This is a genomic window from Campylobacter sp. 2018MI01, from assembly GCF_018501205.1.
GTDB lineage: Bacteria > Campylobacterota > Campylobacteria > Campylobacterales > Campylobacteraceae > Campylobacter_E.
Genome location: NZ_JAHCZE010000002.1, coordinates 60,828 through 85,540, shown reverse-complemented (window position 1 = coordinate 85,540; position 24,713 = coordinate 60,828). Strand labels below are relative to the sequence as shown.

Here is a 24,713-nt window from a genome sequence, read left to right as displayed (position 1 = left end):
ATGTAATTTGAAAGAAAATTCATATAGCGTAGAAGAATTTGGCATTAAAGTTGAAAGATTTATTAGAAAATACAAATTTCTTTTTATATTTTTGATAATCGTAATTGTTGCTTATTTTGTTATAACATCTATTAATGATTCTATAAAACAAAAAACAAAAGAAGAAGCAAATGCTTTATATAATGAGCTATTAATTACTAAAAATAATGATAAATTAAATCAATTAAAATCTTTAAATCCTACTTTATATTTAGCAGTGCTTTTAGATGAAAAATATTTAGATGAATTATTACAATTTAATCCTAGTAATGAGGATAAATTATTGTTAGAAATTTATAAAGCTAGAGAATTTAAATCAGATTTTTTCTTAACAGATTTAAAAACAATACAAGAAGCTTATGCGTTGTTAAAAGATAATAAAATTAAAGAAGCTGAAGTAAAACTTAATTCAATAAGTGCAAATTCTGTATTTTTAAGAATTGCTAATAATTTAAAACATTATCAAGGTAACCAATGAAAAAATATTCTTTAATAGCTTTATCTTTAGTATTTTTAGCGGCTTGTTCAGGTTCAAAACAATACTATAAGCCAGAAAATACTCAAAAGCTTACAACAATTAAAACGAAAAATGAGAATATCTTGAAGAATTTTAAAGGCTATGAAATCATTAACAAACAAGATAATATCTTATATTTATCTAATGATTTAGGATTTTTAAAAATCTTAAAAGATAAAGAAGTAATTTTTGATAAGAAATTTGATGCAAAAATTGTAAGTATCGCAACAGAAGGCAATAAAGCTGTAATGGTTGATGCTTTGAATAATATAATAATATTTGATTTGTTAGAACAAAAATATTTATTTAGTGAAAACTACGGACAAGCAAATGGGGTGGTGAAAAAATTAGCAAATCCTAGTTTTAATAACAATGTGATAATAATTCCTAGCTTAGATGGCAAATTAATCGTTATCAATAACAATACCAATACTTTTATAAGAAGTATAAATGTAGGAACTCAAGAATTTTTTAATAATGTTGTATTTTTAAAAGCTGATAGTGAAAAATTAATCGCAGCAAGTTCTAGTAAGGTATTTACGATAATTGATAATAAAACATATACTAAACTAATCAATATTAAAAAGGCTTTAGAAAAAGATAATTATGTTTATATTTTATCAAACGAAGGCGTAATTTATAAATTTGATTATTTATTAAATGAAATTACAAAAATTAAATTTAAATATGCAAACTATAGTGATGTTTATGTTTATAATAACTTTATTTATGCTTTAGAGCATAATGGATACTTGATAAAATTAGATGATAAATTAAACGAATTAGCTGTTTATAATTTAGATTCTAAAATAGATTCAGGTGCTTATTTTAAGGATAATATTTTATTTTATAATAACAAAAGCTATGAATTGAAATGACTTTAATTGATATTGGAAACACAACAGCTTGTGTTTATAAAGAAGAACATGCAAAAAGGATAGAGTTAAAAGACTTTATCCCAAACTCTTTTAAAGAAAAAGTATTTTATATAAGTGTAAATTCTAATTTTTCTACACTACCTAATAACTATATTAATCTTGAACCTTATTTTAGTCTTAATACTTCTTATGTTGGTTTGGGTGTTGATAGAATTGCTTCTTGTTATTGCATTGATTCTGGCATTATTGTAGATGCTGGTAGTGCAATTACAATTGATAAAATGAGTGATGGTAAACATTTAGGCGGATTTATTTTGCCAGGTATTCAATCATATCTTAATGCTTATAAGAATATTTCTTGTAGATTAGATTATGAATTAAATACATCTATTGATTTAAATTCGTTACCAAATTCCACAAAAGACGCTATTAGCTACGGGATAATTTCAAGTGTTGTAAATAGTATTAATGATTTTGCTAATGATGAGATAATTTATCTAACTGGTGGAGATGCAAGCTTTTTAAGTCAGTTTTTTAAAAACGCAATAAATGAGAAAAATTTAGTATTCCAAGGAATGCAAAAATTAATTAAAGACTTGAATTTATAAATAAATAAAATTATCATTAAAAAAATTACAAAAAGGATGGAGTATGGCACAACATTTTGATGTTATAGTAGTTGGTGGTGGAATTAGTGGAGCGGCTTTGTTTTATGAGCTTAGCAAATATACAAATGTAAAAAAAGTGGCATTAATAGAAAAATATCACGCATTAAGCACTCTCAATTCTAAAGGCACTAGCAATTCTCAAACAATTCATAGCGGAGATATAGAGACAAATTATACTTATGAAAAAGCTTCAAAAGTAAAACCTAACGCTGATATGATTGTAAATTACGCAAAATTAGTAAAAGCAGAAGAGAAGTTTATGTTTTCTCATCAAAAAATGGCTTTAGCTGTTGGTGAAGAAGAATGTGCTTTTATGCAAAAAAGATATGAAGAATTTAAAGATATTTATCCTTATATTAGAAAGTTTGACAAAGTAGAAATAAAAAGAATAGAGCCAAAAGTAGTAGAAGCTTTAGGCGGTGGTGATAGACCTGAAGAAATATTTGCAATGGGTGCATTAGCAGGGGATTGTTATACGACGGTTGATTTTGGCAAAATGAGCGAGAGTTTAGCTGAAGAAGCAATGAAAGCTAATCAAGAAAATCAAATGTTTTTTAATGAAGAAATTGTAAATATTTATAAAAAAGGCGATGTTTTTTATCTAATTAGTGCTAACAAGACTGAATTTAGTGCGAATTTCGTAGTGGTAAATGCAGGTGCTCATTCATTGTTTTTAGCACATAAGATGGGTTATGGTCTTGATTACGCCTGTTTGCCTGTTGCAGGTAGCTTTTATCTGACTAAAAAGCATTTATTAAATGGTAAAGTTTATATGGTTCAAAATCCAAAATTACCTTTTGCAGCATTACACGGTGACCCTGATATTTTATGTGATATGAATACTCGTTTTGGTCCGACTGCTTTAGTATTACCTAAGCTTGAGCGTTATCACGGGCTTAAGAGTTTGCCTGAATTTTTTACAACTTTACGCCTTGATGGAACTACTATTAAAATATTGCTTGATTTAATGAAAGATAGCACTATTAGAAATTATATTTTAAGAAATTTCTTATTTGAAGTGCCATACCTTAATAAAAATCTTTTCGTAAAAGACGCTAGAAAAATCGTCCCAAGTCTTACAACTGATGATATAACTTACGCAAAAGGTTTTGGTGGAGTTCGCCCACAAGTGCTAAACAAAACTGAAAAGAAATTAATGCTAGGCGAAGCTAGTATAGTGCCACAAAATCAAGGAATAATCTTTAATATGACCCCAAGTCCAGGTGCGACTAGTTGTATGGGAAATGCTTTAAGAGATTTAAGAATGGTGGTTGATTATTTAAAACTTGAATTTAACGAAGAACTATTCAATAAAGAACTAAGGGGATAAAATGAAAAAAACAAAAATAATAGCAACTTTAGGGCCTGCAAGCGATAGCGAAGAATGTATAAGAGAAATGATAAAAGCAGGTGTTAATGTATTTCGTTTAAATTTTTCTCACGGCTCTCACGAATATCATAAAGCGAATTTAGATAACGTAAGAAAAATAGCTGAAGAATTAGGCGAAAATATCGGAGTATTACAAGATATTTCAGGGCCAAAGATTAGGGTATTAGAACTTCCTGAGCCATTTTTATTAAAAAAAGGCGATAGATTAGATATTTATAGACATACAATAAAGGCTAATCAAAAAGCGCAAAATCACTATGAAGTAAGCACAAATTATAATGAAATTCTAGGTGCAGTAAGAGTTAGCGAAGCTATATATTTATGCGATGGTTCTATTAAAGTAATAGTTGAAGATGTAAATCAAGATTATTTAAAATGCCAAGTTCAAAACGATGGAAAATTAGCGTCAAATAAAGGTATAAATTTCCCTAATACAAAAATCAACATAGAAGTAATCACTAAAAAAGATAAAGATGATTTATTGTGGGGTGTTAAAAATGATGTTGATTATATGGCAATATCTTTTGTTCAAAACGCTTATGATATCAAAAATGCTAAGCAAATATTAGCTGAAAACGGAAATAAAACCGCTGTTTTTGCAAAGATTGAAAAATTTGACGCTGTTGAGAATATAGATGAAATTCTTAATGTAAGCGATGGGATAATGGTTGCTCGTGGGGATTTAGGAATAGAAGTTCCTTTTTATAAGGTTCCAAGCATACAAAAATCAATAATCAAAAAAGCTAACGAAATAGGTAAGCCAGTAATCACTGCAACTCAAATGCTATTTTCTTTAGCAAATAACAAAAGTGCAACTAGAGCAGAGATAAGCGATGTTGCAAATGCTGTGTTAGATGGAACTGATGCTGTTATGCTTAGCGAAGAAAGTGCAGTTGGAATTGACCCTGTAAATGCCGTTAGCATTATGGCTGCAACAATTAGCGAAGTAGAGAAAATCTATCCATATTGCAATTTTAATCACGATAAAAGAGATATGACTGATACCATCGCAGCATCAGCTGTGCAACTTGCAAAAGATATTAATGCGGATGCATTGATTTGTCTTACAAGTAGTGGTGCAAGTGTTAAAAAAATGGCAAGATATAGACCTGATACAAAGATAATAACAATGAGCCATTGCGATAAAACACTAAAAAGCCTTAGTATTTGTTGGGGTCTTAGTGAAGCTTATGTGGTTGATAAGGCAGGTAGTTTGCACGAACTTTTACAAAATTGTGTAAGAGTAGGGGTAAAAAAAGGCATTATGGATAAGAGTAAAAATTATGTTATTACAGCAGGTTATCCTGTAGGAGAAACAGGTAGCACGAATTTAATCAGAGTTCTTGGAAAAGAACAAATAGAGTATTATTTAAACTTGTAGAAAAAAAGGAATTTAAAATAGGCTTTTGCTTATTTTAAATTCTAAAAAATGAATGATATTTAAACTTATATTAAATAATAATTATTATAATACTTATCAATAATTATGAAAGGAAGTTTAAATGAAGAGAATATTCTTAAGCTCAACTTTAGCTTGTGTTTTAGCAAGTTCTTTAAATGCTAGTTATGTAATAAAACCAAACGAAATGATTGATATTTATGATGATAGTATTAATAAAACTAGCATTCAAGCAAATCTTATTAAGTCTTTAAATCCAGATGATAGTTTTAAATGGCATTATGCAAGATATTTTGAAGGCAAATCAAAAACTGATTTATATTTTAGAGATATTAGCGTAAGAGATGATAAATTACTAGCAGCAGGGAGCTATCATTCATCAATAGTGTTATTTGACTTAAAAAATGACAATATTGTTTATAATGATTTTTATGCGATAAAGGATGCTGACCATTCTGAATTAGGTAAGAAATATCCAGAAGCTACCGACGATGCAAAAAAACAAGAAAAAGTTAAAGAAGATAGCAAAACAGATAATAATAACGATGATGATGAGTGGAGTGGGGCAAGTGAGCTTTTTGTAGAGCAAGTAGAATTTATAGATGATAAAACTGCTTTTGTAAATACTATGCCAAAATATTTAGGAAGAGATAATAAAAATGCTAGACCATATTTGCACCATTCAGGACTACATAAAATAAAATTAGATAATAGCGGTGATTTAAAGGAATTAGCCTTTTTAAAGGGTGAATATTTTTTGTTTAGAAAATACAAAGATGGTGTAATTGCTTTAGATGATAAAGAAACTTTTAGTATTTTTGATAAGAATTTAAAATTGATAAAAAGCTTTAAGATTAAAGATGTAGTAAAGGCTGATGTTAGTCTTGATAGATTATTTGTGCTTGTAAAAGGCGAAAATAAAGGCATTTATGAATACGATATTAAAAAATCTAAACTAAATAAAATCGCAGATTTTAACGCACAATATTTTGGTCGTCCTATAAAAGCTACTACAAGCCCTTTTTTAGTAAGTCCTGATGCAAAAAATATTTATTATACAACACCACATAATTATAATTCTAAGCTATGTAAAGTAAGTGTATTAAATCATACAACAGAGTGTTCAGATACAGGTTTTGCTTTATATTCTGGCTCTTATGCTATTAGTCCAGATGGTAAAACTTTGGCTTATACTTTTGGAGATAGATTAGGGCAAACTAGCATTTTTAATATTGAAAATAAGCCGTATTTAGCAGGAAGTATTAAGGGTGGGAATGTAAGTTATGCCGCTACATTTAAAGACAATAATACATTAATTGTTTCTAATAATCGTAGAAATATTGATATTTATGATTTATCAAAAGGCAAAAGCATTAGCATAGATGATAAATTTGAGAATTTAAAAGCAAATATTTTTAGTTTTATTGCACCAAATATGGAAAACATTAAAATTAAGATGAAAAATAGTGGTGGAAAAGAAAAAATAAAATCAGATATTATTTTTCCACAACATATTGATGGGATAAATATTGTTTATCTTTTACCTGATGAGTTTGCAGATTTTGTTGATGAAAAAGGTAAAATTTTTGCTTTACCAAAAAATGATTTAAGCGGGGAATTTAGCGTTATATTAAAGCTATGTGAAAACGGCAAAATAATTCGTGAAGAAGCCTTAACAACTCCATTTAATATAAAAGTTAGTAAGTGAAAGAATTTGTTTTTTCTTGCTTTAGCACAAAATGTGTTGTTAAATTAGAAGCTAGCGAATATGAAGCTTCTAATTTGGCTATTAAATGTTTTGAGCTTTGTAAAAATCTACATTTAAAATATAATTATTTTGATAATTCTTCGCTGGTATCTAAAATTAATAATAAAAGCAAAAATCGTATAAAATTAGACCAGCAAACTATGATGATTTTGCAAAAACTCTCAAGTCTTAGTGAAATTACTAATTATGCTTTTGATATTACACTAATCAATAAAAAATTAAAAAATAATGCAAAATATGGTAAAAATTCATATTTTTTATCTAAAAAATTTATAGAATTTGAAGATATAAATACAAAAATTGACTTAGGTGGCGTGATTAAAGAATTTGCAGTTGATGAATGTGCTAAAATTTGTGAAAAATACAAATATGTGATTAATTTTGGAGGGGATTTAAAGACTAATAAAGAAATATTTGTAAATATTAAAAATCCTAAAAATCCACAAGAAGCTATTAAAAAATGGCAAATCTTAAATCAATCGCTAACAACTTCAGCACAATATGAAAGAGCAAATCACATAATAAATACAAAAGATTTTAAATACTCTCAAGTTAGTGTAATAGGAGAAAACACGCTTAGTTGCGGGGTATTTTCCACTGCTTTGTGCTTTGAAGAATTTATTTTGCCTAAAGAGTATTTAGCAATTTGCATTGATTTTAATAACGAAATAAAATACCAATCTAATCGCGACAGGTAATTTAATATATTTTAAGTGAAGTGAAAATAAAGAGAGTTTTATTATGTTACTTTAGAACAATCTTGATTAAAAATATTGTTACAAATGCTTGTTTTTTAGATATTTAAAGAAAAATAGCAATAATTTTTGTATTACTTTCATAAAATATATAAAATTACAAATACCGCTTCTTATCTTACTCATTGCAACATAATTTTTATCAAAATCATAATTTAAGAATTTTTAAAAACTTAAATATATTTTTATGAATAGTAGCGTGAGTTGAAAATATTGCTTGTTATATTCTAACTATTTGCTTTATATGTTTGTTTTGTTAAAATATTTAGAAGTTTCACTAAGTTTTATACTTAATATTTAATATAGTTTTGTTGTGATTTTTTATATTGTGCCATTAATTTTAAATTCTATTTTTGCAAATAATTATATTGCGAATTTAATATTTAAAATATTTGTTTTATTTTAGATACGAGCTAAAAATAAAATTAAGGGAAATAAAAAAGTGGCTCCGGATGTAGGATTCGAACCTACGACCAAGCGGTTAACAGCCGCCTACTCTACCGCTGAGCTAATCCGGAATAAGTAGTAATCGTTAAGTAAAAGCGTAATAATAGCCAAGAAAATTTTGTTTGTCAAGAGTTTTTTGAAAAAAATATAAAAAAATGTGAAATTTAATAAAAAATGCTTTTAGTCAAAATGATTTATTGACCTAAAAGCACTTATAAATTATAAGTTTTTAAATAGTTTATAAGCAGGATTTATAAGCAATGCAGCACAAAATGCTTTTGCAATATCAGTTACTATGAAAGGATATAACCCTATACTAAGTATTTTATCCTTAGGAACATAAAAGCTTAAAATAAATAAGCCACAAATATAAAGCACTGCAGTAGCTACTAGAGCATATAAACTTAACGCAAAGACATTGTTTATATCATGGTCTTTAGCTTTTCCCATAATATAACCCATAGCAATCAAACCAAAAATATACCCACCACTAGGGCTTAAAATTGCGTGCAAACCACCACCGCTAGCAAATACAGGAAAGCCACACAAACCTTCTAAAAACCATAAAATCAAACTAAATAAAGCTAGTCTTGAGCCTAAAGCATAAGATATAGTTAAAACCACCATAGTTTGCATAGTAAAGGGTATGATGTCTATGCTTATTTTTAAATTAGCAGCAAATGCTATTAAAATACTTGCTAGTAATACTTTAGCTGTATTGCTTGCGGTATTTTTCTTTAAGCAAAAACTTTTTAAAGCTGCTAACATAATCCCTCCTTTGTAAAATTAAAAAATGATTATATACTAAAAATAATATTTATAAAGGAAGAATTATGAAAAAACATTTAATAGCCACTAGAGTAGGGGCGTTTTATTTAGAAGATGATAAAATAACGCCTTTTATTTACGATGAAGCCCCGACTGATTTGATTAATCATTACACAAGCAGAATAAATCATAGCTCAAGAATTAAAAATCCTTGCGTTAGGCGTGGATTTTTAGATGGTTCTAAGGATAGATTAGATGATGAGTTTATAGAGATTTCTTGGGATAAGGCCTTTGAATTAATTGCAAATAATCTTAAAAAATATTATGAAGAATACGGCTCTAGCAGTATTTATGCTGAAAGTTACGAATGGGGTGGGGTAGGTAAAATCGGCTGGGGTAGAATGCTAATTCATAGACTTATCAATGCTCTTGGTGGTGGGGTCTTTGAGTTAGGAGATTATTCAACCGGCTCTGCAATAGCTAGTATGCCTTATGTTTTTGGCTCATCTTGTGTTTATGAAAGAGCAACTGATTATAAAGAAATAATCAAACACGCTAAAGTAGTGGTGTTTTGGGGAGCTAATCCTATTATTACAAGTAAAATTGCTCACGATATTCCTATGCACGAACACGAAAAATATCTAAAACAAATGGCTGAAAATAAAGATATTGAAGTAATTTTTATAGATATTAGAGCTAATGAGAGTGCAAAAATGATGAATGCAACAACTCTAACTCCTAATTCAAATTCTGATATGGCAATGGCTATTGGAATGTGCAATTATCTTTATACTAACAAGCTTTATGATAAAGAATTTATAGAGAGTAAAACCACAGGATTTGATACATTTAAAGACTATTTTCTAGGCATAAACGACGGGGTAAATAAGGACTTAGAATGGGCTAGTAAGATTTGTGGTATTAGCAAAACTGATTTAGAAAATCTAGCCTTAAAGCTTAAAAATAATCCTAGTAATATTTTATTAGGTAGGTCAATTCAAAGACAATTAAACGGAGAATTTAACTACTTAGCAATAATTTGCTTAGCTGCTATGTGCGGACATATAGGCAAAGATGGTTTAGGGATTGAGTTTAATTTAAGCAGTGGTTGCAAGGGTGAGAGTGCAAAAAATACAGAAAAATTAAGCGATATAAATGCACTTTTAGGCGAAATAAAAGGCAAAAATCATTATATCCCAAGCTCAAGACTTAGCGAGTGCTTATTAAGGCCTAATACAAAAAGCACTTATAAAGATGAAGAAATCATCTATCCTGATATAAAATTAATGATAAATGCTTGTGGCTCATATCTTACCCATCAGCCAAATAGCAATGAGAGTTTAAAGGCTTTAAATAATCTTGAGTGTATTATCACACTTGAGCCTTTTTGGACGGCTCAAGCTAAGATGAGCGATATTGTTTTGCCTATTGCTATTGAAGGGGAGCGTTATGATATAGAGCAAAGCACGAATAAAGAAATAATTTTTGCACTAAAACCTATAAAAGAGCCTTTTTATAACTCAAAAAGTGATTTTGAAATATGCAAAGAAATAGCAAAAAGATTTAATAAATCTTATGAATTTTGCCGTGATTTAGATGAATTAGACTTAGTAAAATTGGCTTATTTAGATATTAAAGAAAGATATTTTAAAAAAGGAATAATTTTAAGTGAGTTTGATGAGTTTTTAGAAAAATCTTATGAAAAAGTGCAGGGCTTAAGCGAATTAGAGCCTTTTACAAGATTTAAAAACATAAAAAATATTAATTTAAGTATAAAAAACAATATCGCAAAATACGAGCAAAAAGATGAGCTTTTAAGCGAATATCCTTTGTTTTTAACTTCTGCACATAGTCCTTATAGACTTCATTCACAACTACATAATAGCGATATAAGAGATAGTGAAAATGATTTAGAGCCTGTTTATTTGCATAAAGATTTAGCTATTAAAAAGGGCATTAAGCAAGGAGATATTGTAAGAGTTTTTAATGATAGGGGTGAGATTTTAGCGGGGGCTAGAATAATTTGTGATATTAATCCTAATAATATTTTGATTTTTCAAGGTGCTTGGTGGCAAATTGATGGTAAAAGGTGCCTAAATGGAAATGTAAATGTGCTAGCAAGCTCAAGCCCAAGTTCAGTGGTATCAAATAGCAACACAGCTCACACTTGTAAAGTAGATATAGAAAAATTTAATGGCATTAAAAACTGGGAGAAAGACTGCTTTAAAGCTCCGAAAATTATTAAGAATTTAAATTATAAATTCTTATTTTAATTATCCTAAAAACTAGGATAATTAAAATTCTTTTTTGTTTAAATCATCTAAAATATTGCTAGCTAGACTATCTACGCTATTTGCAGCTTTATTTGTATCATTTGCAATATTATCATTTTCTTTACTTAGCTCATCAATTTCGCTTATGGTTGTATTGATTAGATTAATTGCTTGAGTTTGCTCATCTATACTCATACCAATATCGTGAATTTGTTGGACTAATAATTTTACATTAGCTTCTACTTGATTTAATGATGAGCTAGTATTATTAGCTAATTTGCCAACTTCACTTGCAACCACGCTAAATCCACGCCCATGCTCACCTGCACGCGCTGCTTCAATAGCAGCATTTAAGGCTAATAAATTTGTATCTTCTGCAATGCCTCTAATAACATCAATAACGCTTTTTATGCTATCGCTTTGTTGGATTATTTCTTGGCTTTTTTGAGCTACTGCAGTCATTGAGCTTGACATTTGATTGATTGCTACTGCACTTTCTTCAAGGTTGTTTTTAGCCTTTTTGCTACCATTTAATAAAAGCTTCATATTTTCTTTTAAATTATTAGAATTTGATTTTAAAGTATTGCTTATATTTTCTTGAGAATAAAGCATATTTTTAATTTCTTGTTGCAAGGTATTTAGGCTATTTTCTATTTCTCCTATTGGGTTTTTTATATTATTTTTAAATTTCATATTTGAGTATTCTTTTAATAGCTCATCAATTTGGTTAATATCTTTTCCTATTTTTAGTTTTAGAGTTTGCAACATTTCTTTTAGAATTTCTTTTAATTCTTTTATTTTTGGATTGTAAGGTTCGCTGGTGATTTCATTATTTAAATTACCTTGTTTGATAGAATTTGTAATATTTGTAATTTCATTTATACAGGTTTGGTCTTTTTCATAATTTTGTTTTAGTTCCAATACGGTTGCATTTATTTGCATAGCCATTTTGCCAAATTCATCTTTATTATTTGTGATTATTTTATCTACATCATTGCTTTTATATCTTAAAAAATCAAAAAAGCTATTAAGACCAGTATTAATTAAGCTAAGATTTTTAATGATATTTTTAGATATTATATAAGCTAAAAACATATTTAAAATCTGTGCTAATAAGGCTATTATTATTTGAATAATTATTTCTTGTTGAGCTTCAGACTTATTTACATTTGCTTTATTTAGAATTTGATTTGTTATTTCGTTTTCTAATTTTTTATAATCTTCTATCACATTAGTAGCTACTTGGAAAAACTCATTTGCATTTATATTAAAATTACCATTTATATTATTATTCATAGCAGTTGATATAAATTCTTGAAGTTTTTTATAGCTTTCAAGATTTGAAAGATTTTTTAAATATTCATCAATAAAATTAATCTTTAGTTCTTTTAATTCTTTTAATTTTCCAGAAATACTTGTATTTAGGTAACTAATGTTTGAAAAAGTATTAATATCCATAGTATTTGCATTAAATACTCCGTTTAAAGTCCCCCTTAATAAGCCATATCTTTCTTTTGTAGTAGCTACTAAATTAAGAGCATCGCTTAAACTAGCATAGCTTTCATCAAGACTTTGAGAAATATCTTTTACTTTTTTGATTTGTTGATTTATTAAATTAGTATAATTTTGTAATACTACTGCTCTATTGGCTTTATTATCTACCATATTTCTTAGATTATCAACTTCGTTTTTTAAGTCGTTATTTAAAATAAATTTAGCTCTATGTTCTATTAAAGTTTGTTTATTTGCACCAGCTAAAAATCCTACGCTAAGCCCACGCTCAACTTGTAATAAGTGAATTATTTCGTTAGTTTGAGATATTATCTTTACGCTATCTTGTGCAGTTATTGAAGAATTATATGTCTTATAACTATTTTTAATTAGCAAAATATTATAAATTAATAATATAATTAAAAATGTGCTTGTAAGCAATAAAAGTTTTTTAGAAATAGATATTTTAGAAATCATAAGTCCCCTTAATTAATAGATTTAGATTTTTATTTTAAAGTTTTTTAAAGAATTATATAGATTTTAGGAGAATGGATGAAATTTTTTTTAATTTTTTGTATGTTTTTTTCAACATTACTAGGTAGCTCATTTAAAGGAAGTGATTTTGATGAGTTAAAAAGTATTGATGTAAGAGATTATTATATTAGCGAATATATTGATGGTATGGGTGCAAACTGGGATGGTAAAAAGTTATATAATAATCATAATCAAACTTATGAAATTAGCAAAGATTTTACAAAGGATTTTCCACCTTTTGAGATAAAAGGTCTTTTATTTTGTGGGACAGATTATTATGATACCTTTAATGATGTTATGTTAAACAAGCTTAAATGTGCTAAGTTTTATGTGGTTGATGTCCCTAATCAAAAGGGAGATTTAAAGGATAGATTAAATTATTTAAGAGATTATTTAAAAGAACACCCTAATAAAAATATTACATTCGTAGTTCAGAATGAATTTAATAGTGAAGATGAATTTGTAGATTTTTTTAATGAAGTTATATTAAAAGAATCAGAGGGCGTATATTTACACAAAAAGAACACTAATTATGATGTTCCAAGACAAGATAAAATAGTTCAAATTAGAAAATTTTATAAAGACAATTGCGTTATATCAAAAACTAATTTAAACAATGAAGGTAAGCTAATTAATTATGAATGCCAATGGAAAAAGATTAACGCTTTAAGAGCTCTTACTAAATTTACCGATGAAAAATTAAATAATAACGAGCTTACAACTATTACTATAGGCAGTGGTTTTAATATAAACGAAATTAATAAACCATTAAACATAGGAACCAAGATTGCATTTAAGTATTATAAACTTGATAAAGATGGAAAACCTATGCATAGCGTATTTATTAGAAGTTTTTAAGGAGTGGGTATGAAAAAATTATTGTTTGTCGCTAGTTTTATTGCTTTATTTTTTAGCGCTTGCAACGATGAAGCTAAAACTACAAGTATTAAAACTGGAGATATATTAACTTTAAAAAGTTGGGATAATCAAGAAATAAAAATCAAAAGAGAAGAAAATGGCTTTAGTTTGGTTGATAGCAATAAAATTTTAATTATTGATATATTTGGGACTTTTTGTCAGCCTTGTAGAGCCGAAGCTCCAATGCTTTTTGATATACAATCAAAGCATTTAGATGATTTAGTGTTTGTTGGATTATCTTATGCAGAAGAAGCTGATAATGAAAAATTAAAAGAATTTGCAAAGAACTATAATGCGTATTATTTTTTAACAAATGATAAAAGAGCAGATTTGATAGTAGAAGCAATAACTGATGATATAAAATATAATACTCAGGTTCAATTACCTTTTAAAGTAATGTTAAAAGATGGTAAGTATCAAAAACTAGGCAATGAGTATTTTATTTTAGGTAAAGCTGATGAAGGATTATTAAGAGAAAGTATAAATAAAGCAAAGGAAAATAAATGAAAAAATCTTTAATCTTATTAAGTGTATTAGTGTTGTTTGGTTGTGTAAATACTAACAATGTTGAGGTAGCAAAAGAAGTGAAAAAATTAGAAAATAAAGAATATAAAATATCAAAAATTATAGTTAAAGACACAAATAAAGAATATAGCAATTCTAGTAATTGGTCTTTAATAATTGAAGATAATAAATTAGGAATGTTTGTAGGTTGCAATAGAATTTTTAGTGCTATAAAACAAGAAAATAATAATATTTATTATGAAAATCCAGCAAGCACAAAAATGATGTGTCCTAATCAAGTAATGGAAGTAGAAAACGCAGTTGCTAGTAGTCTTACAAGTATGCAAATAATAGAAAATGGCTTAGAAAACGATAAAGTAAAAATTATTTTTGAATAATGATTTTTCTAGCAAACAAACCAATTAATATTAGCTCTAATTCTTACGCTTTAAAATTAGGTAAAAAATTAGGGCTAAAACTAGGATATTCAGGCACACTTGACCCATTTGCTAGTGGGGCATTACTCTGTGCTGATAAAAAACACGCAAAATTATTTCGCTTTTTAAATCTTGAGCCAAAAGTCTATGAAGCAACGATTTGGCTTGGTGCAATTAGCCCTAGCTTGGATAATGAAAACATAAGCTTTTGTAGTGTTAAAGAGCCTAGTTTAGAGCAAATTATTAAAGCTTTTACTAAATACCAAGGCGATATAACTTACACTCCGCCTATATTTTGTGCTAAAAAAATCAATGGCAAAAGAGCGTATGAGTTAGCTAGAAATGGCGAAAAGGTTGAGCTAAATGAGTGTGTAATGAGTGTGAGAGCTGAGTTTTTGCATTATAATTTCCCTTTTATTAGTTTTAGATTAAGTGCTAGCAAAGGCACTTATGTTCGTTCATACGCCAAGCTAATTTGCGATGAATTAGGTGTAAAAGGGACTTTAAGTGCTTTAAGAAGACTTAGTGAAGGCGGCTTTAAGGAATTTAAAAATTATGATGCTTTTGGAAGTGTTGATTTAGAAGAAAATTTTTATTTAGGCGATATAAACGACTTGCTATTGGGTAAAAAATTAAACTTAAGTGATTTTCAAAAACAAGATTATAAAATTTATAAAATAGATTTAGGAGATTGTTTTAGCATTATTAGATTAGATGAAAAAATAGAATATATTTTAAATAAGGTGGAAAAATGTTAGTAGTATCAAGAAATGCAGGTGAAGGAATAGTTATTGATGGTGGGATTAAAATTAAGATTTTTGAAATAAAGGGCGATTCGGTAAAAATCGGTATAGAAGCTCCTAAACAAACTTTAATTTTAAGAGATGAATTAGTAGATTCTATAAAAGATGAAAATATCCAATCAGCTGCATCTTCAAGTGAATTGTTAGATAGTTTAGTAAGCTCACTTTCAATGTATAAAAAAGATAAATAATGAAAGCTTTTGCAAAGATTAATATTTTTTTAAAAATCACAGGCAAAAAGGATAATTATCATCAATTAATTTCAAGATTTTATAGGATTGATAATTTATATGATGAGCTTTATTTTATACCTAAAAACGAAGCTAGGAATTTAGATAAAACTTTAATTCCTAATTCAAATTCTTTATTAAAAATCAATGGAATTACTTACGAAAATGAGTTTAAACAAGATGAATTGATGGATAAGTTTTATTTGATAAATGATAATTTAGTAAGTAATTTTTATTCTAAAAGCGATATTTTTTCAAAAGTTTTAAGTTTGATTGATGAGAATTTAAAACAAGAATTTCAAAATAATTTCGCTTTAGTTTTACACAAAAATATCCCTACTTTTGCAGGACTTGGCGGTGCTAGTTCTAATGCTGCTTGTTTTATAAAACTATTAAATGATATAAAGCCTTTTGATACTAAAGCAATTGCTAGGCTTAGTGGGGCTGATGTGAGCTTTTTTGAAAGTGGGCTAAAGAGTGCTAATGTTAGTGGATATGGTGAGATAATTGATGATTTTAGCGATGATTTATGCGATTTTTCATTAGAATTTAGCACACCTTGTAGCACAAAAGATGTTTTTAGTGAATTTGCAAAAGAGCCAAAATATTATGCAAATGATGAATTAAGTAAATTAAAGACAAAAGAGCTTTTAAATAATTTTACAAATTATGATTTAAATGATTTGCTAAAATCTTGCAATGCTTTATATTCTATCACTTTAGACTATGCTAATAAGGGCTTATTTTTAAGTGGTAGTGGGGGTAGTTTTTTTAAACTTAAATCATAATTTATCTAATTTGTTTTAGTTTAGAATTGTTTATTTTAAACATTTTTGATGAACTTTTTTGAGCTAAATCCAAATCCACAATCACATTAGCTATATTTTTTGCATAATTTATATCAAATTCATACCCGTGCAAATTTGCACTACTTGAGTATAAATATTTAAAATTCTTTAAAAATAAACTATGTTTATTATCATTTACTAGCCTAAATGATATTTGGTTTTTATATATAAAGGTTGTTTTTTTAGCTTTTCTTACTTGATTTTTAAATTTATTTGGAACTCTTGCAAGGTTTTTAAGGCTAGTTAGATATGTGCTTGTGATTATGCAAGGTTTATTAATTTCTCTTTTTTTAGCTAAATTAATTTCTTTATAATCTTTACTTAAAAATCCAGCTGTAGTATCGGTTTGTGCTAGGTAAATCATTTAACAAAACTTGGAATTTTATTTAATATCATAGTTGTAAAATCTATCATTTGATTCATCATCCAAGGCATTAAGAATATTATTATTACAACAACCAAAATGATTTTTGGTACAAAACTTAAAGTCATTTCGTTAATTTGGGTTGTTGCTTGAAATATACTTATTAAAAGTCCTGCAATAAGTCCAGCTAAGAGCATCGGAAGTGATAATAAAAGTGCTATTTTAAAAGTTGATACCCCAAGTGCAACTAAAGTGCTTTCCATATTAATCCTTATCATCAAAGTGTTAAACAATTTTAGGCAAAATTACTTAACTATAATTAAAACAAGGAAAAACAATTAAAAACGACTTTATTAAATTATTAAAAGAAATAGACATAAACCTTTGGCTACTTGTTTCTATATTTATTACACATTGTGTTTATTGTTTTTTGTTTTTAATTAATGGTATTTTTCCTATGGCTATTTTTAATATTTACTCAATAACGAGTTATTTTGTAGCAATTTGCTTTTATTTAAAAGACAAAATAACTTCGGCATTTTTTGTAGCATTTACCGAAATCTTTTTACACCAAATTATGGGTTCTTATTATTTGGGATTTGAGAGTGGATTTAGCACTATTATGATGTGTTTATTTTTCTTGCAATTTACATTTTTTAGTAAATGGTTATATAGAATTTCAGTAAGCTTATTTTTACTTTTTAGTATATATGGTTTATATTATTTTAGACATTATTTAGTAGGTGAATATAGCAGTAGTAAAGATTTGTTTTTCTATATTAATACATTTTCAAGTTCCGTATTTATGTTAATTTATGGTGGTCTTGCAACGGTTACTTCAAATAAAAAATTATCCGACTTAACTTATTTGGTTTATAGAGATTTTCTAACAGGTCTTTTTAATAGAAAATACTTTGAAGAAAAGATAATTCCTAACTTCAATAAAGATGAATCACTTTTAATAGCAATTTGTGATATAGATAATTTCAAAAGAATTAATGATACTTATGGTCATGATATAGGCGATATAGTTTTAAAAAGTGTAGCATCAGCAATTCAGTATGAAATGTTAGGGCTTAAAGGCGTTGTTTCTAGATGGGGTGGCGAAGAATTTGTAGTGAAATTAAATGTGAAAAACAATCAAGAAGCAGAATACTATATGAATGTAGTAAAAAACTCAGTTTCAAAACAAGAATTGAAAAAATATAACATAAAACCAACTATAACAATTGGTGGTATTTTTATTAAAAATCCTTGTAAAGATAGTTTTGAGCATTATTTTAAAATTGCCGATCAAGAATTATATTTTGGTAAAAAAAGCGGCAAAAATTGTGTAAATATACAAGTTTCATAATTTTTTTATAATTAAGTTTAATTTAAGAAAAAAAATATATAATTCTGTCTTTATTTCATAAGTGCGGGAATAGCTCAGTGGTAGAGCACAACCTTGCCAAGGTTGGGGTCGCGAGTTCGAACCTCGTTTCCCGCTCCATTATTTTACATATTTTGCCCAGATGGCGGAAATGGTAGACGCAAGGGACTTAAAATCCCTCGGTAGTTTTTACCGTGCCGGTTCAAGTCCGGCTCTGGGCACCATAAGGTGATATAGCCAAGCGGTAAGGCATGGGCCTGCAAAGCCTTGATCCTCGGTTCAAATCCGAGTATCACCTCCAATAAGGCTTTTGCAAAAAAATCTTTTATCGCTTGTTTGATAATTTTTCGGGAGATGGCTGAGTGGTCGAAAGCGGCGGTCTTGAAAACCGTTGAGGTGCAAGCCTCCAGGGGTTCGAATCCCTTTCTCCCGGCCACTTCATTTTTAACAATCTTTTTCATTTTATATTTTTTTAAAAAAGTATTTTGTTCTAGCTTTTTTAGCTCCTTTGTTAGAAGAAAATATTTTAATTGAGTGTTGAAAAACACTCAATATATTTTAATTAGAATTTAATTCCGAATTGATTTATTAATAAACCATCAAGCATTCCATTAAATTGGTCTAAAAATCCCATTTCTTTTACTATTGTAAGTGCAAAATAAGATGAAGTGATAGGTCCAGCACTTGTGATTATATTTTTACGAACTACCACAGGCTCATTTAATCTTGTTCCTTTAATTCCTTCTTCACAACCTGGATAGCAAGTAAATTCATCACTTAAAACCCCAGCATTTGCTAAAACTATTGGAGAAGCACAAATTGCTGCTATTAATTTGTTTTGAGAATTTAAATCTTGTAAAATTGATTTGATTTTTTCACTATTTTTAAGGTTTGTCATACCACCAAAACCACCTGCTAATGCAATTGCATCAATGTTTTTAGTATCAACTTCGCTTAGTTTTACCTTAGCTTTTAAAACCATACCAGTATCTAGTGTAACTTCTAAATTATCATCTAAACTAGCACAAATTACATTTATATTAGCTCCATAATTTTTCGCTCTTAGAAGAATATCAATAATGCTAATTAATTCAATATCTTCAGCTCCATTTGCCATAGGCACTAAAATATTTTTCATTTTTACTCCTTTTAATTAGATTAGAGAATAATATTAATTAAAATTAAGTAATTAATTGTTAATATTCATTTTCAAATTTTTTAAAAAGGATATTGATGGATACAACAATTCAAGATGTAAAAGCCACAACCACAGAAACTCTGAATAAACTAATTGATTTGCAAAGTGCAGGTTTTGATTTTGAAGGATTTTTCTTAAAATATGGTTTTAAGATTTTAGGTTCAATTCTTATTATTGTTTTAGCATTGTTTTTAATGAAAGTTGTAGGAAAAATTTTAAGAGTTACTTTAATTAAAATTAGCACAGATGAGACTTTAACCAATTTCTTAGTTAAGCTTGTAAAAATTATAATTTTAGTTGTTGGAATTCTAGCAGCACTCAATAATGTTGGTGTTGATACGACTTCATTCGTTGCTTTATTTACAGCTACATCTTTTGCTATATCTTTTGCATTTAAAGAAACTTTATCAAATATAGCTGCGGGTGTTTTGGTTGTAGTGTTTAGACCTTTTAAAATAGGTGATTATGTAAAATTTGGTGCAGGAGAAGGATTTGTATCTGATATATGTTTGTTTTCAGTTACGCTTAGAACATACGATAATACAAATATAATAGTTCCAAACTCAAAAGTTATAAGCGATAATATTTATAATTATTCTCGTGAAAAAACAAGAAGAATTGATTATTCTAAAGTAATTGACCCATCAACTTTATGTGATGTTAGAAAAGAAGTTGAAACAGCATTAGGTCAAAATGAATTAATTTTAAAAAATCCAGCAATTTATGTTGGGGTTAAAAATGTAAATGATACTAATATAGAAATAGCAATTCAACTATGGGTAAAAAATGAAAATTATGAAAAAGCTTCAATGCAGGTAAATGAAGCACTTGCAAAGATATTTATAAAATAATTTTAGAATTTGAAATGAGATTTTTATCTTATTTCAAATTCTTTTTTTTACAATAAAACTTAAAACATAAGCAATCATAAAGCAAAAACAAGCAAGTAAAATTATACAAGCTCCGCTACTTAATTCATAAGCAATACTTAAAATTAATCCACCTAAGCAAAAAAATAGTGATAATAATACAGAAATAATCATCATAGATGAGAGCTTGGTGCAAAACATAGAAGAAATATAGCTAGGAATACAAAGCAAAGCTAGTATTAAAACCATTCCAACTACTCTTAAACTAATCACTATACAAATAGCGGCTGCAATTATTAGCATATAATAAATTAGATTTGCATTAACACCATTTGCCTTGCAAAACTCACTATCAACGCTAACTCCTATTAATTGTCTATAAAATACAAAAGCCATTATGATAAAAGCTATATCAGCACTTAACATAATATAAATATCACTTAATTCAACTGCCAAAATAGCTCCAAATAAATAGCTAAAAACTATGGAATTTGAATTAGGACTTAAATCGCTAAGCAATATCCCAACACTCATTCCAAAAGCCCATACTACACCAATTACAGCATCTTGATTTTTGTAATTTCTTGATAAATATGCAATCAAAACAGCACAAGCAATAACAAAGGTTAAAGTGCTAAGCATAGTGCTAACTCCAAAATAAAGCGAAATCCCAAGCCCACCATAAGCTGCGTGAGAAATACCACCTACCATTGCTACAAGGCGATTTGTAAGAACAAGCGCTCCTATAATCCCACAAGCAATGCTTACTAAAACCGCTGCTAAAATTGCATTTTGAATAAAATTATAATTTAGATATTCCATAATTTTCCCATATATCAACTTCGCATAAATTATTTTTATGCGTTGCTAAGTGTAATAATTTGTTGCTATCAAGACCTTTTGTGATTTTGTGTAAATGTGCGGTCTTGCTAATATGAATTAATTTATTTGCATACGAAGAAATTAAAGCTATATCGTGGCAAACACAAATTATGCTAATTCCTTGATTATTAAGGCTTTTTAATAATTCAAACACTTCTATTTGTCCTTTTGCATCAATACTAGCAGTAGGCTCATCAAGTAATAACAATTCACAGCCACTAAGTATTGCTCTAGCTATTAAAACTCTTTGTTTTTGCCCTCCACTTAAACTTGCAAATCTTTTATTTGCATAATCTTTTAAGCCTAATTTTTCAAGTGCTAAAAGTGCATTTAATTTATCTTGTTTTGAATTAAAAAAGAATGAATTTCTTTTTAAAGTTCCCATCAAAACTACATCTAAAACATTGATAGGAAAACTAGGATTTATATTAGCAACTTGCGGGACATAACTTAATTTATTTGTGTTTATAATAATTTCGCCTTTACTTGGTTTTAACAAACCCAATAAAAGCTTTAAAGTTGTGCTTTTTCCACCGCCGTTTGCTCCTATAATTCCTACGAATTCATTTTTTTCTACATTAAAACTAATATTACTTAAAATCTCTTCCGTATCGTAAGAAAAGCTTACATTTTTTACTTCAATCATCCAAAAAATCCTATAAATAATCCAACGCATATTACAAATACAAGGCTTAAAATCTCTATTTTTGAGTTAAATTTAAATCTTGTTATTATAAATGCGCTTAAAAATATAGCCAAACTCATACCTAATGCGATTAATAAAGCCGCTATAAAAGCTCTAGCACCTAAGCTACTTATAAAACCAATTACTAAAATAAGTCCAGGACAAGGCAATAAACCTATGCTAAATGCTAAGAAATTATCAAGAACTTTTTCTTTATTTACTACATTTAAAATTCTATTCTCATTAGCCACACTAAAGCTTTTTATATTATTTGGTGTTTTTGCAATTTGTGAAATTTGTGGTTTTTTTAGTTTTAAATAAAGCAAAATAAGTGCTAAGAAACTTATTAAAAATCCTGAAATTTTATTAAGATTTAAAAGATTAAATAAAGAGAAAAAACTAGCAATTATAAAGGCATTTACTAAGTGAATAAAACCTACTTTTAGACTAAAAAATAATATTTTTTTCTTAGAGTTCATAAAATAAGCTGCAGTTATGCTTTTTCCGTGACTTGGTAGTAAAGCGTGAAAAAAGCCATAAATTAGTGCGATAGGATATAAATATATGCTATTGTCTTTTAATAATTCAAGCATTTTGCTCTGTAATTTTGCTAATTTTTCTAATAAAATATCATAAAATGATTTTGAAATTCCTGTTTCAAATTCTTTTGATTTTTCTACTTTTTCATCTACTTTTTGAGCTATTTTTTCTATTACATTTGCTTTTTGAAATTCATAATAAACTGCATTTAGATTAATGTTTTCATTAATACTAAAACCATCTACTTTATAGGTATTTTCTTTTATTTTAAAATTAAAAAACCCATCTAAATCCTCTACCGAAAACATTAAAACTCTATCAATTTTAGGACTAAAATCATAATCTATAAAGTATTCTAAAAAAAGCTCCTTATCAAAACTTACTTTAATATCTTTAACAATAAATTTGATTTTTTTGCTTTCTCCGAATGGCAAATCATAATATTTTAAAGTAGTCAAAAAATCTCTAGGTAGTAAATAATCAAGCAAAGCAGCACGAACGGCTACTAATTCTTTTTCATCTAAATTCTTGTCATTATTTAAATCATAGCCGTCTAATAGTGTTTGTGAAAAATTAGAAGAAAATTCCCATGAAATGGAATTTCCTTTAAAGCTAACATGAGCAGTTGGCGTATATAAAGCACATAAAGCACAAGCGTATATATTAATGCTTAGAACAATTATCGTTAATAATTTTCGCAAAGTTTAAAAGCTCCTTAGATAATTCATTAGAAAGTTGATTAATTTCTACTAATTTTAATCCACTTTCCTTGTGAATGGTTTTTGCCAATTTATCATTAAATTGCGGTGCTTTTAAAACAAGGCAAGCTTTTTTATCTTTTGCAATTTCTATGATTTTTGCTAATTCACTAGGTTTTATTTCTTTACCTTCAAATTCTAAAGTATATTCAACAAGATTATATCTTTTAGCAAAATATCCCCACGATGGATGAGCGCTTATAAAACCTTTTACATTCACATTTTTCGTTAAATCATATATTTTTAAGTTTAATTCATCTAATTCTTTTTCATAATTTTTTAGATTTTCATCAATTGTTTTGCTTTCATTAGGAAAAGCTTCTTTTAAAGCATTAGCTGAATTTTGTGCAATTTGTTTTAATAAAATAGGGTCAGTCCAAATATGCACATCTAAGCCTGAATGCTCGTGATGATGCTCGTGATGATGGTGCTCTTCTTTATGATTTGAGCCTATGTGATGAATTAAGTCTTTTTTAATATCTTTTACGCTCATATTTTTAGGATAATAAGTTGGCCAATTATCCATTTCTTTTAGCAATTCTTCTTGACTAGAGTTGCCAAAAAATATATGAAAATGTTCTAAATCTTTTGTAGGAGCGATATTGTGGTCGCTAAATTGCACATATTTAAATTCTGCATCTTTATTGGTAGCTTCAAATAAATATCTAACACCTTTTTTACCTGATTCATAGGTTAATATTTTGTATCCAATATATTTATAATTTGATTTTTTACTTATACCATTTTGTATAAATTCCATACTATCTTTTGTAATGATTATGCTTTCTACATCGGTTTTATAGCCATTTAGATAATATTCTTTATATTCTTGCTCAGTTTTATCTTTTTTTGCATTTGATTTTAATTTGTAATATTCATCTAAATCCCCATTTTTAGCGTAAGGATAAATTGATTTCCAATTACCAATCCAATCACTTAAATCTCTATTTTTTACATCATTATCATCAAAAATCCCATTATATATATCATCATTATGTTCGTGATGGTGCTCGTTTAATTCTTTATGAGAATAATTATTTTTTTGAATATTTTCATCAGTGTGAATTATTTTTATATTGGTATTTTCGGCAAGTCTTTTAAGCCATATATCTTCAATTTCAACCCCGATACCTAAAAATACTTTAGCCTTACTAAGCTCCATCATTTGCTTTGGTTTTGGCTCGTAAGTATGCGGGTCAGCTCCTGCTGGCATAAGAGTTGTAATATTTGCATTTGGTAATAGTTTTTTAACAATTTCAACTTGTGGTAATATGCTAACTCCTACATTATTAGCTAATAAATACACGCTAGCTAATGAACTTAATAATATCTTTTTCATTGCAATTCCTTTTCATAAATGTTTTAAAGTTGCAAGTGT

General features: G+C 27.7%; 25 protein-coding genes, 5 tRNA genes and 1 pseudogene. 20 read left to right on the top strand and 11 right to left on the bottom strand.

The window, feature by feature from the left end:
• From KJQ97_RS00995 to KJQ97_RS00965, 7 genes are all read left to right on the top strand, one after another.
• Positions 1-517, top strand: a 517-nt coding sequence (locus KJQ97_RS00995) for a hypothetical protein (RefSeq protein ID WP_214119661.1), incomplete at its 5' end; no start/stop codon positions are given.
• Entirely contained in the window at positions 514-1,434 is a 921-nt protein-coding gene (locus KJQ97_RS00990) for a putative periplasmic lipoprotein (RefSeq protein ID WP_214119660.1), read from the top strand. The genes KJQ97_RS00995 and KJQ97_RS00990, both read left to right, overlap by 4 nt.
• Positions 1,431-2,042, top strand: coding sequence for a type III pantothenate kinase (locus KJQ97_RS00985; protein WP_214119659.1), 612 nt, complete (start codon positions 1,431-1,433; stop codon positions 2,040-2,042). Before KJQ97_RS00990 ends, KJQ97_RS00985 begins: the two co-directional genes overlap by 4 nt.
• Positions 2,043-2,085: 43 nt before the next feature.
• Positions 2,086-3,432: an FAD-dependent oxidoreductase gene (locus KJQ97_RS00980; RefSeq protein WP_214119658.1), complete on the top strand. Its 1,347-nt coding sequence runs from the start codon at positions 2,086-2,088 to the stop codon at positions 3,430-3,432.
• Between the two features lies 1 nt (position 3,433).
• On the top strand, positions 3,434-4,873 hold the full coding sequence (pyk, locus tag KJQ97_RS00975) for a pyruvate kinase (RefSeq protein ID WP_214119657.1): 1,440 nt from the start codon (positions 3,434-3,436) through the stop codon (positions 4,871-4,873).
• 121 nt (positions 4,874-4,994) lie between these two features.
• Complete coding sequence (locus KJQ97_RS00970) at positions 4,995-6,599, top strand: TolB-like translocation protein (RefSeq protein ID WP_214119656.1); 1,605 nt, start codon at positions 4,995-4,997, stop codon at positions 6,597-6,599.
• Complete coding sequence (locus KJQ97_RS00965) at positions 6,596-7,357, top strand: FAD:protein FMN transferase (protein ID WP_214116241.1); 762 nt, start codon at positions 6,596-6,598, stop codon at positions 7,355-7,357. Before KJQ97_RS00970 ends, KJQ97_RS00965 begins: the two co-directional genes overlap by 4 nt.
• 500 nt (positions 7,358-7,857) lie before the next feature.
• Here KJQ97_RS00965 and KJQ97_RS00960 read toward each other — a convergent pair.
• Positions 7,858-7,932, bottom strand: a tRNA-Asn gene (locus KJQ97_RS00960).
• 148 nt (positions 7,933-8,080) lie between these two features.
• A complete protein-coding gene (locus tag KJQ97_RS00955) occupies positions 8,081-8,629 on the bottom strand; it encodes a biotin transporter BioY (RefSeq protein WP_214116243.1) in 549 nt (182 codons plus the stop codon).
• Between the two features lie 65 nt (positions 8,630-8,694).
• Here KJQ97_RS00955 and KJQ97_RS00950 point away from each other — a divergent pair, with 65 nt between their 5' ends.
• Entirely contained in the window at positions 8,695-10,902 is a 2,208-nt protein-coding gene (locus KJQ97_RS00950) for a molybdopterin-dependent oxidoreductase (RefSeq protein ID WP_214119655.1), read from the top strand.
• A 21-nt stretch (positions 10,903-10,923) separates the two neighbouring features.
• On the opposite strand, the gene KJQ97_RS09985 is transcribed toward KJQ97_RS00950, so the two are convergent.
• Entirely contained in the window at positions 10,924-11,448 is a 525-nt protein-coding gene (locus tag KJQ97_RS09985; RefSeq protein ID WP_442862376.1) for a methyl-accepting chemotaxis protein, read from the bottom strand.
• A gap of 648 nt (positions 11,449-12,096) precedes the next feature.
• Positions 12,097-12,870, bottom strand: a pseudogene (locus tag KJQ97_RS09980) (nitrate- and nitrite sensing domain-containing protein); the annotation flags it as partial.
• Positions 12,871-12,945: 75 nt separating this feature from the next.
• On the opposite strand from KJQ97_RS09980, the gene KJQ97_RS00940 reads away from it, so the two are divergent.
• Genes KJQ97_RS00940 through KJQ97_RS00915 form a run of 6 tightly spaced genes read left to right on the top strand, consistent with a single transcriptional unit; the run spans position 12,946 to position 16,607 of the window.
• Entirely contained in the window at positions 12,946-13,785 is an 840-nt protein-coding gene (locus KJQ97_RS00940) for a hypothetical protein (RefSeq protein WP_214116255.1), read from the top strand.
• Between the two features lie 9 nt (positions 13,786-13,794).
• A complete protein-coding gene (locus KJQ97_RS00935; protein ID WP_214119653.1) occupies positions 13,795-14,352 on the top strand; it encodes a TlpA family protein disulfide reductase in 558 nt (185 codons plus the stop codon).
• Complete coding sequence (locus KJQ97_RS00930) at positions 14,349-14,747, top strand: META domain-containing protein (RefSeq protein ID WP_214116259.1); 399 nt, start codon at positions 14,349-14,351, stop codon at positions 14,745-14,747. The genes KJQ97_RS00935 and KJQ97_RS00930 overlap by 4 nt, the downstream gene beginning before the upstream one ends.
• The gene (locus tag KJQ97_RS00925; protein ID WP_214119652.1) at positions 14,747-15,544 is read left to right on the top strand and encodes a pseudouridine synthase family protein; all 798 of its coding nucleotides are present in this window, start codon (positions 14,747-14,749) and stop codon (positions 15,542-15,544) included. Before KJQ97_RS00930 ends, KJQ97_RS00925 begins: the two co-directional genes overlap by 1 nt.
• On the top strand, positions 15,538-15,780 hold the full coding sequence (gene csrA / locus KJQ97_RS00920; RefSeq protein ID WP_214116264.1) for a carbon storage regulator CsrA: 243 nt from the start codon (positions 15,538-15,540) through the stop codon (positions 15,778-15,780). Before KJQ97_RS00925 ends, csrA begins: the two co-directional genes overlap by 7 nt.
• Entirely contained in the window at positions 15,780-16,607 is an 828-nt protein-coding gene (locus tag KJQ97_RS00915) for a GHMP family kinase ATP-binding protein (RefSeq protein ID WP_214119651.1), read from the top strand. The genes csrA and KJQ97_RS00915 overlap by 1 nt, the downstream gene beginning before the upstream one ends.
• 1 nt (position 16,608) lies before the next feature.
• Here the strand turns inward: KJQ97_RS00915 and KJQ97_RS00910 are convergent, their stop codons facing one another.
• Entirely contained in the window at positions 16,609-17,031 is a 423-nt protein-coding gene (locus KJQ97_RS00910) for a Sua5 YciO YrdC YwlC family protein (RefSeq protein WP_214116267.1), read from the bottom strand.
• The gene (gene fliQ, locus KJQ97_RS00905) at positions 17,028-17,294 is read right to left on the bottom strand and encodes a flagellar biosynthesis protein FliQ (RefSeq protein ID WP_214116269.1); all 267 of its coding nucleotides are present in this window, start codon (positions 17,292-17,294) and stop codon (positions 17,028-17,030) included. Before fliQ ends, KJQ97_RS00910 begins: the two co-directional genes overlap by 4 nt.
• Positions 17,295-17,488: 194 nt before the next feature.
• Here fliQ and KJQ97_RS00900 point away from each other — a divergent pair, with 194 nt between their 5' ends.
• The 5 genes from KJQ97_RS00900 to KJQ97_RS00880 all read left to right on the top strand — a co-directional run bounded on the left by KJQ97_RS00900 (position 17,489) and on the right by KJQ97_RS00880 (position 18,839).
• Positions 17,489-18,385, top strand: coding sequence for a GGDEF domain-containing protein (locus KJQ97_RS00900; RefSeq protein WP_214119650.1), 897 nt, complete (start codon positions 17,489-17,491; stop codon positions 18,383-18,385).
• Positions 18,386-18,448: 63 nt separating this feature from the next.
• Positions 18,449-18,523, top strand: a tRNA-Gly gene (locus tag KJQ97_RS00895).
• Between the two features lie 16 nt (positions 18,524-18,539).
• Positions 18,540-18,627: transfer RNA gene (locus KJQ97_RS00890), tRNA-Leu, on the top strand.
• Between the two features lie 3 nt (positions 18,628-18,630).
• Positions 18,631-18,704 (top strand) — tRNA-Cys (locus tag KJQ97_RS00885).
• Positions 18,705-18,751: 47 nt separating this feature from the next.
• Positions 18,752-18,839: transfer RNA gene (locus KJQ97_RS00880), tRNA-Ser, on the top strand.
• A gap of 126 nt (positions 18,840-18,965) precedes the next feature.
• Here the strand turns inward: KJQ97_RS00880 and KJQ97_RS00875 are convergent.
• Complete coding sequence (locus KJQ97_RS00875) at positions 18,966-19,541, bottom strand: DJ-1 family glyoxalase III (protein WP_214119649.1); 576 nt, start codon at positions 19,539-19,541, stop codon at positions 18,966-18,968.
• 95 nt (positions 19,542-19,636) lie between these two features.
• Here KJQ97_RS00875 and KJQ97_RS00870 point away from each other — a divergent pair, with 95 nt between their 5' ends.
• On the top strand, positions 19,637-20,452 hold the full coding sequence (locus KJQ97_RS00870) for a mechanosensitive ion channel family protein (RefSeq protein WP_214119648.1): 816 nt from the start codon (positions 19,637-19,639) through the stop codon (positions 20,450-20,452).
• 33 nt (positions 20,453-20,485) lie between these two features.
• On the opposite strand, the gene KJQ97_RS00865 is transcribed toward KJQ97_RS00870, so the two are convergent.
• The 4 genes from KJQ97_RS00865 to KJQ97_RS00850 are packed head-to-tail and all read right to left on the bottom strand — an operon-like array spanning position 20,486 to position 24,674.
• Positions 20,486-21,292 (bottom strand): metal ABC transporter permease, encoded by an 807-nt coding sequence (locus KJQ97_RS00865; protein ID WP_250325829.1) that lies wholly within the window; start codon positions 21,290-21,292, stop codon positions 20,486-20,488.
• The gene (locus KJQ97_RS00860; RefSeq protein WP_214116301.1) at positions 21,273-21,998 is read right to left on the bottom strand and encodes a metal ABC transporter ATP-binding protein; all 726 of its coding nucleotides are present in this window, start codon (positions 21,996-21,998) and stop codon (positions 21,273-21,275) included. Before KJQ97_RS00860 ends, KJQ97_RS00865 begins: the two co-directional genes overlap by 20 nt.
• Positions 21,995-23,278, bottom strand: a complete 1,284-nt coding sequence (locus KJQ97_RS00855) for a hypothetical protein (RefSeq protein WP_214119647.1) — start codon at positions 23,276-23,278, stop codon at positions 21,995-21,997. The genes KJQ97_RS00860 and KJQ97_RS00855 overlap by 4 nt, the downstream gene beginning before the upstream one ends.
• Positions 23,241-24,674, bottom strand: coding sequence for a metal ABC transporter solute-binding protein, Zn/Mn family (locus KJQ97_RS00850; protein ID WP_214119646.1), 1,434 nt, complete (start codon positions 24,672-24,674; stop codon positions 23,241-23,243). The genes KJQ97_RS00855 and KJQ97_RS00850 overlap by 38 nt, the downstream gene beginning before the upstream one ends.
• Positions 24,675-24,713: the final 39 nt, after the last annotated feature.